This window comes from Streptomyces tremellae, from assembly GCF_039540215.1.
Taxonomy (GTDB): Bacteria; Actinomycetota; Actinomycetes; order Streptomycetales; family Streptomycetaceae; genus Streptomyces; species Streptomyces tremellae.
Genome location: NZ_BAABEP010000002.1, coordinates 20,252 through 34,454 on the forward strand (window position 1 = coordinate 20,252; position 14,203 = coordinate 34,454).

General features: G+C 70.9%; 17 protein-coding genes. 15 read left to right on the top strand and 2 right to left on the bottom strand.

The genetic code is table 11. The annotated features are described in order from the left end of the window. Positions 1-19: 19 nt before the first annotated feature. The 7 genes from ABEA77_RS02055 (at position 20) to ABEA77_RS02085 (ending at position 4,590) form a co-directional block, all read left to right on the top strand. Positions 20-571: a hypothetical protein gene (locus tag ABEA77_RS02055; RefSeq protein ID WP_345640265.1), complete on the top strand. Its 552-nt coding sequence runs from the start codon at positions 20-22 to the stop codon at positions 569-571. Positions 572-620: 49 nt separating this feature from the next. Beyond that, complete coding sequence (locus tag ABEA77_RS02060; RefSeq protein ID WP_345640267.1) at positions 621-1,439, top strand: hypothetical protein; 819 nt, start codon at positions 621-623, stop codon at positions 1,437-1,439. A 159-nt stretch (positions 1,440-1,598) separates the two neighbouring features. Further along, positions 1,599-2,105: a hypothetical protein gene (locus tag ABEA77_RS02065; protein ID WP_345640269.1), complete on the top strand. Its 507-nt coding sequence runs from the start codon at positions 1,599-1,601 to the stop codon at positions 2,103-2,105. An 87-nt stretch (positions 2,106-2,192) separates the two neighbouring features. Next, positions 2,193-2,801, top strand: a complete 609-nt coding sequence (locus tag ABEA77_RS02070; RefSeq protein ID WP_345640271.1) for a hypothetical protein — start codon at positions 2,193-2,195, stop codon at positions 2,799-2,801. Positions 2,802-2,805: 4 nt separating this feature from the next. Beyond that, positions 2,806-3,147 carry a hypothetical protein gene (locus tag ABEA77_RS02075; protein ID WP_345640273.1) on the top strand — a complete coding sequence of 114 codons (342 nt, stop codon included), beginning with the start codon at positions 2,806-2,808 and terminating at the stop codon, positions 3,145-3,147. An 81-nt stretch (positions 3,148-3,228) separates the two neighbouring features. Then, positions 3,229-4,218 (top strand): hypothetical protein, encoded by a 990-nt coding sequence (locus tag ABEA77_RS02080; RefSeq protein ID WP_345640275.1) that lies wholly within the window; start codon positions 3,229-3,231, stop codon positions 4,216-4,218. Between the two features lie 57 nt (positions 4,219-4,275). Beyond that, a complete protein-coding gene (locus ABEA77_RS02085) occupies positions 4,276-4,590 on the top strand; it encodes a hypothetical protein (RefSeq protein ID WP_345640277.1) in 315 nt (104 codons plus the stop codon). A 126-nt stretch (positions 4,591-4,716) separates the two neighbouring features. Here the strand turns inward: ABEA77_RS02085 and ABEA77_RS02090 are convergent, their stop codons facing one another. Beyond that, complete coding sequence (locus ABEA77_RS02090; protein WP_345640280.1) at positions 4,717-5,148, bottom strand: hypothetical protein; 432 nt, start codon at positions 5,146-5,148, stop codon at positions 4,717-4,719. A gap of 377 nt (positions 5,149-5,525) precedes the next feature. Next, the gene (locus ABEA77_RS02095; RefSeq protein ID WP_345640283.1) at positions 5,526-5,756 is read right to left on the bottom strand and encodes a hypothetical protein; all 231 of its coding nucleotides are present in this window, start codon (positions 5,754-5,756) and stop codon (positions 5,526-5,528) included. A gap of 233 nt (positions 5,757-5,989) precedes the next feature. On the opposite strand from ABEA77_RS02095, the gene ABEA77_RS02100 reads away from it, so the two are divergent. The 8 genes from ABEA77_RS02100 to ABEA77_RS02135 all read left to right on the top strand — a co-directional run bounded on the left by ABEA77_RS02100 (position 5,990) and on the right by ABEA77_RS02135 (position 14,158). Continuing rightward, on the top strand, positions 5,990-7,009 hold the full coding sequence (locus ABEA77_RS02100; protein WP_345640286.1) for a DUF932 domain-containing protein: 1,020 nt from the start codon (positions 5,990-5,992) through the stop codon (positions 7,007-7,009). A 92-nt stretch (positions 7,010-7,101) separates the two neighbouring features. Continuing rightward, positions 7,102-7,398: a hypothetical protein gene (locus ABEA77_RS02105; RefSeq protein WP_345640288.1), complete on the top strand. Its 297-nt coding sequence runs from the start codon at positions 7,102-7,104 to the stop codon at positions 7,396-7,398. 210 nt (positions 7,399-7,608) lie between these two features. Next, positions 7,609-8,061, top strand: coding sequence for a hypothetical protein (locus ABEA77_RS02110; RefSeq protein WP_345640291.1), 453 nt, complete (start codon positions 7,609-7,611; stop codon positions 8,059-8,061). Between the two features lie 92 nt (positions 8,062-8,153). After that, on the top strand, positions 8,154-8,537 hold the full coding sequence (locus ABEA77_RS02115) for a hypothetical protein (protein ID WP_345640294.1): 384 nt from the start codon (positions 8,154-8,156) through the stop codon (positions 8,535-8,537). Positions 8,538-8,590: 53 nt separating this feature from the next. After that, a complete protein-coding gene (ligA, locus tag ABEA77_RS02120; protein ID WP_345640297.1) occupies positions 8,591-10,639 on the top strand; it encodes an NAD-dependent DNA ligase LigA in 2,049 nt (682 codons plus the stop codon). Between the two features lie 228 nt (positions 10,640-10,867). Continuing rightward, complete coding sequence (locus tag ABEA77_RS02125) at positions 10,868-12,163, top strand: ADP-ribosyltransferase (protein WP_345640300.1); 1,296 nt, start codon at positions 10,868-10,870, stop codon at positions 12,161-12,163. Between the two features lie 286 nt (positions 12,164-12,449). Beyond that, the gene (locus tag ABEA77_RS02130; protein ID WP_345640303.1) at positions 12,450-13,742 is read left to right on the top strand and encodes an ADP-ribosyltransferase family protein; all 1,293 of its coding nucleotides are present in this window, start codon (positions 12,450-12,452) and stop codon (positions 13,740-13,742) included. A gap of 101 nt (positions 13,743-13,843) precedes the next feature. Then, positions 13,844-14,158: a hypothetical protein gene (locus ABEA77_RS02135; RefSeq protein ID WP_060880638.1), complete on the top strand. Its 315-nt coding sequence runs from the start codon at positions 13,844-13,846 to the stop codon at positions 14,156-14,158. Positions 14,159-14,203 lie beyond the last annotated feature (45 nt).

Sequence of the window (14,203 nt, forward strand, 5' to 3'; positions counted from 1 at the left end):
CCCCCAGGAGGCACACCACATGAGCGCCAGCGAGTCGACGAACCCGGAGACCCAGGCCCGCCGCGCCCGCGTCCGCACGGTCTGCCGCAAGCTCATCGAAACGGAGGCGGCCACCCTGGCGATCACGCACGACCAGTACACCGACCGCTTCGGCTTCATGCCGGACCTGCTCCTGCGGGCACTGTGGAGCGGGCTCGGCGAGGGCAACCACCTCATGACCATGCATCTCCAGCACGAGGGCGAGCTGGGCGAGGAGCCGCTGTTCGCGCGCTTGATGGTGACGGACGGAACGAAGGTCACCGCCGAGGACGACTTGATGCGCTACGTGGCCACCGCCTCGCGCACGCTGGAACTCGGCGCAGCCGTCACCGTGCACACGAAGAACGACGACGGGTCTTTCCTGCTCAGGGCCTGGGTGGTGGACGGCGGGAGGCTCGAACCGCTGACCTGGCAGGAGGCGTTCGAGATGTCGTCCATCTACGACGGGCCGGTGAAGGACTACGCGGACGCGTTCGAGCCGGAGCTCCATCTGCACCGCGTCGCCTCGGTGAAGCTCGTCGGCGGCAAGTAGTCCGCCGCGGCCCGCCACCATCCCGCACACCGAACCACTGAGGAGCACCGTGACCCCGCCCGCCCTGCCGCTGGTTCTGACCGCTTCCGGAATCGCCGCATCCATTACCCTCGCCGACGCGTGGGCCCAGGTGAAGCGCATCTGGCACCCGGAGCCGTTCACCTTCGAAGCGGGCGCCATGGGCGATGACATGATCTCGGTCTCCTGGGTGCGCCGGTTCCCCGAATGCGGCTGCACGGCCCAGGTGTGGGCCGACAACGGGCTCATCCTCACCCCGCACGACCTCACGACGACCGTCTACACCCCCGAGGGCCGCTGGTCGTACAACGGCCGGTTCGAGGAGGACTACTACGTCAACGCCCAGTACTACGACTGGCACGAGCCCGACGACTTCCGCACCCTTCGCGAGGCAGAGGACGCAGCCCGCGCCCAGCACCTCGACGTGTGCCGCGAGTACCAGCAGCACGCCGGCCCCTGCGAGAACTGCGGCGTCCTGGCGGTGCAGCACGTGTCGGACCTCTCCGGCATCGCGGACCGCTCGGAGACGGCGTGCGGGACGTTCCGTCGCGACTACACGTTCGGGATCCCGCCGAACCCTCGCCTGGGCGCCCACAACCGCCACGGCTTCCCGTTCGCCGGCATGAGCGTGCCGGAACTTCTCGCCCACATCGAGGTCGCCGTCGCCAAGGGGTACGCGCTCACGGCCGTGGAACAGCAGACCCTGGAGACCGCCCGCGGCCTGCGCCTCGGGGACGGCGTCGACTACAAGACGCTCGACGCCCACGTGCGCACGCTCGCGCACGGCTGCGAGCACCACCTCCGCACCCTCGGCGGCATGTCCGCGAACGGCTCGGCCGCCGCCGCGTAGAACCTTCTCGGGCCGCACACGCCGGACCCCGGCGCCACACGCGACCCTTACAGTTTGACGAATATCCCCGTATCGAGTACATTAGTGAATAGCTGATCGGGTGATGCAAGCGCCCGGCCGGCACACCACGAACCCGTACCCGACGCAAGGAGCTCCGCCATGGGACACGTCAACTACTTCGCGTACACGCCCAAGGCGGAGAACTTCCGGTCCATCTGGCTGCAGCTGCGCCTGGACGCCGCGGCGATCCTGGATCTGGTCGAACAGAGCCAGGACATCGCACTCGCGGGCGGCGCGGGCACCGGGGTACCCCGGATCGACGAGGACGCCATCGTCTTCAACGGCCTGATGGCCGCCGGCGAGGACTACGAGACCTTTGCCATCGAGCTGGACCCGGAGTTCGAGGACGAGCGGGGCTTCACCTACTCCTTCTGCAAGACCGGCTTCGCGCGGCCCAAGCCGTACGACATGGCGGTCACCGCAGTCATGCTGCGGGCCCACACCCTCGCCCCCGACTGCTTCGCGATCGACAGCGACGGCGACTGGGACGAGGAGTGGGTGCACGCCCGCGCGATCCACCGGACGCTGTTCGGCACGGACCCCGGCATGGAGAGCCCGTTCACCTCGCCGCTCCACCAGATCGGCCCGGTCGCCGCGCGCTACTGACCGCACGGGGTGGGTGTTGCGGAGTCCGCAACACCCACCCGCCCCGGCATTCGATCCGCTGCACAGAGACAAGAAAGGCGCGCGCCCGTGTCCGTGACCTTCACCGCCGACTGGCGACCGGCCGGCCATTTCGTCGTCAGCTGCGGCTGCGAGCGGGCCACCGCTCTCGCCCCACGGCACGACACGTACGAGGAGGCCCTCGCCGCACTCCCCGCCACCGGCTCCCGGGACCCGCTGCCCGGCTGCGCGATGCCCGACATCTGCCCGGACTACCCGCTGTACGTGCACGACGTCGACCCCGACGGCGACATCCCGGAGGTGAACGTCTCCGAGCCCAACGCGGTGCGCCTGGCGGAGCTCCTCGGCCTTCTGGCACCGGAGCCGTCCGCCGCCGACACGACGCCGGCCCTCAGCGCCACCGCGCGCGAGGACCGCTCTCTTCCCGGCGCCGCCCCGGATACCGCCGGGCCCTGGCACGCGGCGTGCGATGCGGGCAGGCTGCCGGCCGGGGACTTCCTCGGCCGTGTCCTGGTCGCACTCGCCCTGACCCCCGAGGACTCAGGCGTCGACGGCTACTGGAGCGGGCGCATTCACATGGGCGGCCGCCGGGCCGGCTACCTCCAGCATCGCCTGGCCGAGCTGCGTGATCTCGCCCAGTGGTGCGCCGACCGCAGCCGCGACGTGACCTGGGGATGACCGTATGCCGCCCCGCCTGACCCCTCGCCGGCTCGCCGCGCTCCGCGACGCCGCCGTCCGGGCCTCCAGCAGCATCCACCCGATGCTCGTCAGCGAGGCGGACGTCCACGCGCTGGAGGTGCTCGGCCTCGCCGGGTTCCTGGACGGCTGCGGCCATCTTCTGGGCGCACCGGATCCCGGCGCCGAGCACCGCGGCCACCCTCACCTGCTCCGGCTGACCGCCGCCGGGCGCGCCGCCGTGCACGCGGCCGGCGGACCACTCCCCGCCCCGCCCCGCGCCGCGACGGCCGGCCACTTCCGCCACTCGCGAGCGACCCTCAAAGTTGACACTAAACCCCCCTCGTGAGAACATTAGGGAATCCGAGAGGGTGGAATGAATCACCAAGTCCCGCCCTGAGCTGCCAATACGTCCACCCGGAGTCCCCTCATGAAGAACATCGCAGAGGTTAAGGCGGCCTTCGCGGCGCTGCCCGAGCGTGTCACCGCCGCACAGATCGCCGAGGCCACCGGCCGCGCCCACATCCACAACTGGGCGAAGGACCCCACGTTTCCCGGCGGCAAGGCCGACTTCGGGGGGCGCACGGTCTACCGCGACCGGGACGCCGTGCTGGAGTGGTACGCCGACCAGTCCTTCACCCGGACCGACCGGCCCGGCCCGCGCGATCTGACCGCGAAGGTCCTTTCCGTCCAGCCCACGCAGGTGCTGCTGGACACCCTGGAACTGGCCGACCTCCTGGACCTGACGCGGCGCGCGGTGAATAAGTACGCCGAGCGCTACCCGGCGGAGAAGGCCGAGGACCCGTTCCCCCCTGCGGACGACGACGGCAAGCGTTCCTGGAGCCAGGTCAGGGCCTGGTTCCTGCGCAAGAGCGACCCGCTCCCGGCGGCGGACGAGAGCGGAGCGCGGGACTGGGCAGATCTCCGCGCCTGGCTGCTGAAGCGGGCAACGGACGGCTCGGAGCCCGTCGACGGCCGGATCTACCTGGACGAGCTGGGACTCACCACCGGCCAGCGCGACGTGGTCGAACGGGCCCGGCTCGCGCGCACGGCCGGCTCGAACACGCCCGTGGAGTGGCTGGCAGAGGTGCTCCACCTGGAGGAGCCGGGACAGACGGAGTGGCTGTCCGATCTCCTCGACCTGGAAAACGCCGGGCAGGTCGCGCTGCGCCCGCAGGCCGCCGCCGCTCCTGCGAAGGAGTCGCGCCGGCTCGGGGCCAGTGCACTCGCCCGCGAGTTCGGGCTCAACATCGAGTCGCTCAAGCACTACGCGCGCGCCTACACCCCGGACAAGGTCGAGGACCCCTTCCCCGCCAAGGACAGCCGCCGCACCCGCGACGTCGCCGAGGTCCGCGACTGGCTGATCCGCAACCGCAAGATCCAGCCCGCCGAACCCACCGAGGCCCCGGCCGACGCCTGATCGCCCGACGCCGTGTTCTGCCCCCTCCCCGACCGCCCCGACAAAGCAGGAGATGCCTTGCTCGACATCGAAGCCGACGCCCCGCTCAGCCCCGCCGACGCCGCTCACGCCGACCGGCTCCTCGCCCTCGCCCACTCCCTCGGGATCGACCCGATCGACCTGGACGAGGCCGTGCACGACGCCGCCTCGCAGTACGCCAGCGACGCGTCCAATTCCGCCGACGACGGCACTGACACCGACGAGCTGCACGACGAGGCCGGCCGTCAGGCCGCCGACGACGTCAACAACCAGGGCCTGGACAAGCAGGTGGCTTACCTCGTCGCGGAGTACGGACACGAGGAGACCGAGCGGATCATCCGCCAGGCCGCCTGACGTCTCCCATCGCCCATGCGCGCCGCCCCCGCCCGGGGCAGCGGCAGCCTGCGGGACGCGTGCGTACGGTGCCCGGCGTGCCCGGCCTCTTCTCGAGGCCGGGCACCGTCATGCATTGGCCGAGTGTCAGCTTGAGCTCGCGGACCGCCCTCGTCGCCTCCCCGTACGCGGCCTGCCCTCGGCGAAGTCCGGCCAGGCGCGTACGTCGTCACCGGCCACGTACTGCCGGGACATCTCGCTCGTCTTGTCCGTTGCCGCGGGGTCGAGGGCGAACCTCTCGTTGCAGTAGCCGGTCCACGACGAGCGCAGCGCCAACAGATTCCGGGTGGCCATCAGCGCGGGCAGGAGGAGCGGGACCAGCGCGGAATCGGGGGTGATGCCGGCGGCGAGCCGGTGCAACGCGGTGTGAACGGCGAAGCTGTCGTACAGGGCTTCGCCAACGAGGCAGTCGCGGTCGCGTCCCGGCCTGGCGTCGAGGTACGGCGTGCGGGTCGCCACCTCCAGGTGCGCGTGCCAGGCCAGCTCCCGTGCGCCTTGCGCCGTGTTCCGGTCGATCATGCTCTCCCCCTCGTGCGCGGTGCGCGTCGCACGCCTGCCCGACCCCCGCTCGGGTCACAACGATCACAGGAGCATCAGGCACACCGCGGCCCGGTCGGCGTTCGAGCAGGTCGCGCCAGGGACACCACATTTCCTCGCCTTCCCCTGGAGCCTTGAGGAACACCGAAGCCCCGTCCCGCAAGGGACAGGGCTTCGCCAGTGCCGGGCCTACAGTTGGCGGTGCGTTGGCCTCGCCCCAGCCGCCTCGGCGGCCTGAGCGGCGGCTTTCGTGGTGAGGGGCCGGACGGTCTTGCACACCCCTTTCTTCACCGGAGGGGGAGACTTCGGTCTGCTGTCCGGCCCCGCTTCTTCTGTTCGCAGGTCGCGGACCCTGCTCGCTACGCCGTGGGCTCTTCGCGCCGCTCCGCCCGCTCGCGCATCCACCGGCGCCAGCCGTCCCACGCGAGCCACCCGGTGCACGCCACGACGAGCGTGATCGCCGTCCACGTGGCTGCGGCCTGCTGAGCCGAGTTGGCCACCAGCGCGGCCGCGAAGGCCACTACGCCGACGACCACGACCGCAATCGCGACGGCCTGGCTCTTGGCCGGCCTTTCCGTACGCCCCACCATGTTTCTCCTCCGAGGACTCTCCTGCGCCACGAGTGAGTGTCCCGCACGCCTTTCCCGCTGCCCTGCCGGTTGACGATTTGTGCTCCGGCGGGGCCTTTTTGCATGTCCGCGGGGGTGCTGGGGCGGCACTCTCATTCATTGACCCTTTTAACTTGACTCAAGAGTACCACGTGCGTATTATTAAAAGGGTCAGGGGTCGGACGGGCCCCCAGTCGACTGAGGAGCTATTGCCTGTGACTGTTCTTGAGATCCCCACCAACGGAACCGCCCTTCGCGCCCCGGGCCGCAAGGACGCCTGGAGCATCCTGGGCGCCGACGTCAGCGAGGCGAGCACCGCCCGCGAGGCCCTTGAGATGGCCGACCTTCGCGACTGGGACGTCCGCCTCATGGGCAACGTCACCGCCAGCGAGGTCACGATCCACGAGGACGGTGTCAGCGCCACCGAGGTGAAGATGCCCGACACCCGCGCCACCGTTCGCACCAACCCGCGCACCCTTGCCACCGAGTACCTCAGCGCCGTGGGCCGCAAGTACACCCCGGTTCAGATCGAGGCGTACGAGAACGTGCTGGACCTTGCCCGCCGCGAGAGCGGCGCCGTCTTCCACAAGGCGGGCGCGTACGACGGCGGTAAGAAGTTCTTCATCTCGATGAGCCTGCCGGGCACCGTGCGTATCGGCGGGGTCGACGAGCACAACATGCACCTGACCCTCTTCGGCAGCCACGACGGTTCCTCGTCCAACTCCCTGCACATCGGCCCGACGCGCCTGGACTGCGGCAACATGCAGCGCATCATCATCGCGGGCGCCAAGCACAAGGTGTCGGTCCCCCACACCCGCTCTGCTCTGGACAAGCTCGTCACGCTGGAGAACGAGCTGGCCGTCCTCTTCGACTGGCAGGACGCGTTCGAGCGTGAGGCCGAGCGGATGCTCAACACTCCGCTGACGATGGGCCAGTTCGAGAAGCTGGTCACCAGCCGCGACCTGTGGCCCATCCCGACCAGCCCCACCACCCGCACCCGCAAGAACTACGAGGAGCGCATGACCACCCTGCGCGGCCTCTTCGAGAACGCGGCCACCCAGGAGAGCATCCGGGGCACCGCGTGGGCGGGCTGGAACGCGATCGGCGAGTACCTCGACCACTACGCCAAGGCCAACACCGTCTCGGCGCGCGCCGCGCGGTCGCTGTCCGACATCGGCGCGGTCACCAAGAAGAAGACCGCCGCCCACCGCCAGCTCCTCGCGCTGGCCGCCTGACCGGCCCTTGACCGGCCGCCGGGAGCACCCCCACCCGCTCCCGGCGGCCCCCTCCCTCAGCGACCACAGCGACTGAAGCGACGGAGATTTCCGTGTCACCTGACGCCGCACGCGACGCCGCCCGGTACGGGTACGGCGTCAGCGCCCACGAGGACGGCCACTACGTCCACATCGCGGCCGGCCTCTGGTCGACCCGCTACTGGGCGGGCCACCCCCAGAGCCTGTGGGCCGAGGAGCGCGCCAGCTACTGGATCTCGTCAGTGTCGGCGCGGTGCGGTCGCGGCCTGACCTGGAAGTCCGGCCCGCCGACCGCCGCCGCACCCCGGCCCTGCCCGACCTGCCCGCTGAGCAGCGCCGACATCGCCGCTCGCCACACCCGCATCCGCTGAACCGGCCAAGAGGACGTGACCACGGGCCGCTCCTGCGCGGGGCGCCGTCGTGGGTGCTCGACCTCGTCGGCCGTCAAGCCTGCCGCCCGAGCTGGCCGCCGTGAAGCGGCTCACCGACCGGCCACGGGGCGTCGGTCCCGTCCCCGGCACCCCGTGGCCCCCTTCCCCCCTCAACTTCCCTTTCCTCTGCTCACGTTAGGAGCTGCACCTGTGGCAACCGCCAACGGAACCCTCAACGGCCTTGAGGTCATCGAGTTCGAATTCGCCGAGACCCCGCGCAGCACCCCGGAGAACCCCCGCTACTTCAAGGAGGTCCTGAAGGTCCTCCTGTCGGACGGCACGGTGGTCTACAACTGCGTCTGGCCCAACTGCGAGTTCACCCGGCCGAAGGCCAGCGGGGTGTGGCCGCACACCAAGGTCCACAAGAACCAGACCCAGACGCCGAAGGCGGCCCCGGACCCCTCGGCCATCGACGTGAGCGGGCTGACGCTGGCCGAGCTCATCGAGCGCGCGCAGAAGGCCACGTGGTACAGCGCCGAGCTCGACGCCGCGCTGAAGAAGCTGACCAAGACCACCCGCGAGCTGGAGGAGCTGAGGCCGCGCGTCAAGACGGCGGAGAAGCAGCTCCAGACCATCCGCAGCGCCTTCGCGGCCGTCGCGTAGCCCCGGGAGCCGTGCGGGGAGGCCGGTGACCGGCCCGCCCCGCACGGCTCCCGGTCCTGCTGCCCATCACCGTCTGGAAAGGACGCTGCCCCATGTTCCTTGCTGACCTGCCCGCGGGCGCCATCGTCTGGACCGGCTCCGTCATCACCGCCGTCGAGGCCCGCGAACTGCGCGAGGGCGATCTGCTCAACGTGGGCGGCACCACGGTCACCGTGACCGGCGCCGACCACCACGGCCTTCCGGGGATGGCACGCGTCCCCGTCAGCTACCGCCCGCACGACAACGACACCGTCAGCGTCGAGCGGTGGACCATGCCGGGGACCTCCCGCTTCACCCCGCTCCAGCTGCTGCGCAGCGAGCACGTGGAGTGCGGGCTGTGTGAGCCCGGGACCAACAGCCACGACGTCCTCATCGACCGCGTCACCCACGGCTGGGTCCAGTCGTGGGTGTGCGCCGCCCACCTCGAACTGCCATAGCTCCTCGCGGCCACGCGCCGCGCAATGTCAGACCCCTACGTAAGGATCACTGCATGACGACTGCTGCACCCGCCGTTTCCCTGACCGACCGCACCGCCTACGAGACCGCGGTCAACCAGGCCCTCGTCGCGATCACGGCGTACTACGACGACGGGGACACCACCCTCGACGACGCCACGTACGACGCCCTCGCCCGCGGCATCGCCGCCTACGAGCGCGAGCACCCGGAGCACACCCGGGCTGACTCCCCCACCGGCAAGGTCGGCGGCGGAGCGGCACCCGTCGGGGATGTCGCGCACACCGTGCCGATGCTCTCCCTGGACAACGTTTTCGACACCGAAGGCCTTCAGAAGTGGGGCGCGTCACTGGCCCGCCGGATCGGCGGCCCGGTCACCGGCGGCTACGCGGTGGAACCGAAGCTGGACGGGGCGGCCATCGCCGCCCGCTACCGTGACGGCCGTCTGGTGCAGCTCGTCGGCCGCGGCAACGGCACGCACGGTGAGGACCTCTCGCACGCCATCGGCACCATCATCGGTCTCCCCGTCCAGCTGCCCGCCAGCGTGACGGTGGAGATCCGTGGCGAGGTGCTGCTGACGCAGGCCCAGTTCCAGAAGGCGAACGAGATCCGCGCCGCGCACAAGGCGAAGATGTTCTCCAACCCGCGCAACGGCACCGCGGGCACGCTCCGCGCGAAGGACCGGCCGTACGTCATCGAGACGACGTTCTTCGCCTACGGCGCGGTGGGCCTGGACGACGTCGACTTCCTGGCCGGGGAGACGCACCAGGCCGTCATGGCCCAGGTCGCCGCCCTGGGCGTGCAGACCACCGGCAGCACCGAGGTCGGACTCAAGGTCTGCGCCACGCTGACCGAGGCCCAGGCCCGCGTCGAGGAGATCCAGGCGCTGCGGCCCCAGCTGCCGTTCGGGATCGACGGCGTGGTGATCAAGGCCAACGACTTCGCCGAGCAGAAGGCCGCCGGGTTCGCCACCCGCCACCCGCACTGGGCGATCGCCTACAAGCTCGCGGCCGTCGAGGCGCAGACCCAGCTCCTCGCGGTGGAGTGGAACGTGGGACGCACCGGCATCATCGCCCCGCGCGCCGTGCTGAAGCCGGTGGAGGTCGACGGCAGCGTCGTCACCTACGCCACCCTCCACAACCCGGCGTTCATCCGCGACAGCGGTTTGAAGATCAACGACACCGTGAAGGTGTGGAAGGCCGGCGACATCATTCCCCGGATCGAGTCCCCCGTGACCGCGCTGCGCACGGGCGAGGAGAGCGACATCGTCTTCCCCGAGTCCTGCCCGAAGTGCGGCGGGGACATCGACAAGTCGGGCGAGCGGTGGGAGTGCGCGGGCGGCGTGAACGGCTCGTGCGGCCTGCTGCCTTCCTTGAAGTACGCCGTCGGCCGCGACCAGCTCGACATCGACGGGCTCGGCGTCACCTATCTGGAAGCCCTCGTCGAGGCGGGCCTGGTCAACGACCTGGGCGACCTGTTCGCCCTCACCCGCGCGCAGTTGGCCGAGGCGACCGGGAGCGAGAAGCGCGCCGACTCGCTGCTGGCCGAGCTGGACAAGGCCCGGCAGCAGCCCCTGAACCGGGTGTTCTGTGCGCTGGGGATCGTACGGACCGGCCGCACCCTCTCTCGTGAGATCGCCCGTCACTTCGGCTCGATGAGCAAGATCCAGGCCGCCGACGCCGCCGCACTCGCCGAGGTGAACAAGCTGCCCGGCGCGAACGCACCGAAGATCGCCGCACACATCTACGCGATGGGGCCGGTCATCGAGAAGCTCGCGGACGCCGGGGTGAACATGATCGAACCCACCACCCAGGTCAGCGGCACCAGCAACAGCAAGCCGCTGGCGGACCAGGTGGTCGTGGTCACGGGCGGGATGCACGGGCTTCTGGCCGGACGTAACCGCAACCAGATGAACGAGCTGATCGAGAACGCGGGCGGGGCCTCCGCCAGCAGCGTCTCGAAGAAGACGACGATCCTCGTCGCAGGCGAGGGCGCCGGGTCCAAGCTGGCCAAGGCCGAGCAGCTCGGCACGAAGATCCTCAGCGAGCAGGAGTTCGCCGACCTGGTCGCCGAGTACCTCGCCTGATCCTCACCCCCTGCTGGAGGCGGGACGGCCCACCGGCCGCCCCGCCTCTTCGCGTTGGGGCCCTCCCCCCCATGGCCCGCGCAGTGAGCGTCCTCTGTCCACAGGCCCCTCTCCGCAAGATCGCCGAACCGCCCGGCCGGGTGGTCGCGCGGCAAGCGGCAGAAGGGAGCGGGCGTGTGCAGGTCCATCTCGAAGGGGGGCCGGCGGTGTACGTCGTCGCAGCCGGCCATGCGATCGGCGCGGCGAGCCTCCTCCGCCCAGCTCGGCAAGACCGTCGCCGAGGCTGGTGACCCGAATGCTCAGGCGGCGTACGCGAACGCGCAGGCGTGGACGGCGCGCACCAAGGAGGCCCTGGAGGAGGGTGACGACGACCGGGCGCGGATGTACGCGGACAACGCGAAGAAGTGCGCTGCCGCTGCCCGTGCGTACGCCCGTGGCAAGCAGCCCAAGCAGCCCTACCCGGACGCCGACGATCCGGCAGCGCTGAGCGCGGAGCCGCCCCCGCCGCCGCCGGAGCAGACTCGCGCGGCGCGTGCCCTGGCCGGCGCGGCGGGCATCGGCGGGCGGGCCCGTGTGCTGCCTCCTCGGGATGACGGCGGGCAGACGACCGCCTGGAACGACCAGGGCTTCGGTGGCGCCGCCACCGTCTACCCGGGCGAGGGCGACGAGCCTCCGCACGCGCGGGTCGTGTTCAGCCGGCTCGACCGCGACCGCTACCAGGCGCTCGCTGACTCGCCCTGGCCCTACCGGACCGAGGACGGGCAGGTCATCTACGACCGCGTCCCGGTCGACCACGCCGAGCAGATCATCCACGCGGCGGCCTCCCGCCGGCCGGCCAAGCCGTGGGAGCGGCACGGCCTGAACGACGCACGGCACCGGGATCGCCTCGACGAGGTGACGGCCGATCGTCTGGTGCCCGAGTCAGAGCAGTGGGCGTCCAATCTGGACCACGGCCAGCGCCAGTGGGTCACGACGTACACCGGCCACTCGTACAGCGAGATCAACGAGCATCTCTACAAGGGCCGGGACCTCGACCAGCCGGCCGACGGCATGCACGCGCCGATGCGGGTCGTGACGGGGAACATCGACTCCGCGATCGCGGCCGCTGGGCAGTCCCAGGAGCCGCACCGGTGCTTCCGCGGGTACACCCCGCCCCTCGATGTCCGTAAGGAGAACCGGGTCGCGGGCTGGGCCCGGGAGAACTTCGTGGTCGGCAGCCGCTACCGGGACGACTCGTACATGTCGGTCTCCCACTGCCCGGCGGTGGCCGCCGGGTTCACCAACCGCGGCTGGTCGTCCGACGGCGAGTGGGGCATGGCCGATCACGGCGTGGTCTTCGAGACGGTCTCCCGTCGCGGCGCCGCGGTCGCGCACATCTCGGAGTTCGACAACGCCGAGAGGGAGCGGCTGATGCCTCGCGGGTCGGAGTTCGTGGTGGTCGGTGTGCACGAGAACGTGAACGTGGCCGGCCAGCCCTGCGTGGTCGTGCAGCTGGCCGACGTGAACGAGTCCAAGCGGTACTGAGCCCGGATGTAACGCACGCGGATGCGCGGAGGCACCGTCCCGCGCCGGGCCTCCCGCGCATTCGCTGCTCTGACCTGCGCCGGTCCCCGGTCTCTGTCCACAGGCCACCCCTTCCAAGATCGCGTTGCTGCCTGCCGGGGCAGCCCCGCGGATCGCGGGCGAGGAAGGGAGGGCACCTCCGTTGTGCAGGTCGCAATCGAAGGGCGGGCGCAGGTGCGGCTCGTCCCACCCGGCCGTTCGGGCCGCGCGTCGTGCTGCCTCGACCGCGCTGCGCAAGGACGTCGCCATGGCCGGCGCCGGGCACCCCGCGCTCGGCGCGTACGCCACGGCCCAGATGTGGGAGGCCAAGACCCGTCAGGCCGTCGAGAACGGTGACGACGAGCAGGCGAAGCTGTACGCGGACAACGCGAAGCTGTCCGCGGCCGCGACGCGCACCATGCTGGGCGACCGCAAGCAGACGCCGCGCTACCCCGCCGCCGATCCCCGCGTCGCGTGGGCGATGCCCGCGCGGGAGCCCGAGCCGGCCGAGGACGACTGGGGCGCGGCGCAGATGCCGGAGTACCCCGAGCACGTCCGGGCTGCCGACGCGTTCGCGCGGGCCAGCGGGGCAGGCGGGGCCGCGACGTTCGTGCCGCGCGCCGACGGCGGGCAGACGGTGGCCTGGCGCGGCGACGACTTCGCCGGCTCCGCGACCGTGTATCCGGCCGACGGAGATGAACCGCCGCACGCCCGGGTCGTGTTCAACCGGCTCGACCACGGCCGCTACCAGGCGCTCGCCGACTCGCCCTGGCCCTACCGGGTCGAGAACGGGCAGGTCATCTACGACCGCGTCCCCGCCGATCACGCCGAGCAGATCATCGCCGCGGCGCGCAGCCGGCAGGCGGCCCGGCCCTGGGAGCGGCACGGCCTGGGCCGCGACCCGTACCGGGACCAGCTGGAGGAGCACCGGGCCGGTGACCTGGAACCCGAGTCGAACGCGTGGGGCGCCGGCCTCAGCTCCGAGCAGAACCACTGGGTCCGCACCTACACCGGCTCGAGGTACCGGCAGATCAACGCCCACCTCTACAACGGGCGCAGCCTCGATGAGCCGGCGGAGAAAATGGACGTGCCGATGCGGGTGGTCACCGAGAACATCAACTCGGCGATCCGCTCGGCAGGCACGGCCGAGGTCCCGCACCACACCTTCCGCGGGTTCACTCCCCCGCTGGAGGTCCGCAAAGGCAACCGTGTCGCGCAGTGGGCGAGGGAGAACTTCCCGGCCGGCAGCCGGTATCACAGCCCATCGTTCCTCTCCTCGTCGCACTGCCCGAACGTGGCGGCCGACCCGTACTTCGCGCGGACCGACTGGGAGGAGGACGGCCGCTACGGAGAAGCCGACCATGCCGTGGTGTTCGAGATGGTCTCGCGCCGCGGGGCCGCGGTGGCGCATGTGTCGCAGTACGGGAATCTGGAGCGGGAGCGGCTGCAGGAGAGCGGCTCGAACTGGGTGTCCGTGGGCATCCAGGAGAACGTGACGATCCGGGGCCGCAAGTGCGTCGTGGTCCAGCTCGTCGACACGAACGAGATCCCCCGCCACTGACGCTACTTTTCCATATCGCTTGACAAAGTTTAATAATGTGAGTAGGATGTATTTCAGGGTGAGGAGCACCCGAAACTCCCCACCAGACCCTGGAGGACGACATGACAGACCAGCAGCCCACCCCCCGCGACTCGCGACTGGCGGACCAGCCGGCACTCCGCCCGGTCGGACCGCTCCCGAAGGTCGGCCCGCGCCCCAGCTTCGACGAGCTGGTGGCGCAGGCCGACGGGCGGAACTACCAGCCGCTCGCCGCGCACCTGGACGACGCCGCACGCGACGCGCTCGGACTGCCGGCGGCGCCACAGCAGGTGACCGTGGACGCCGAGCTGGCCGGCCGCATCCGCGACTACTACTTCGACCGCCCCGACCAGGTCGCCCAGCTGCCCGACGCGATCCGCGACCTGATCAACCTCTGACCCGCCTGCGGCCAGCCGCGCGGAGCAGCGGCACCGAGCGGATCA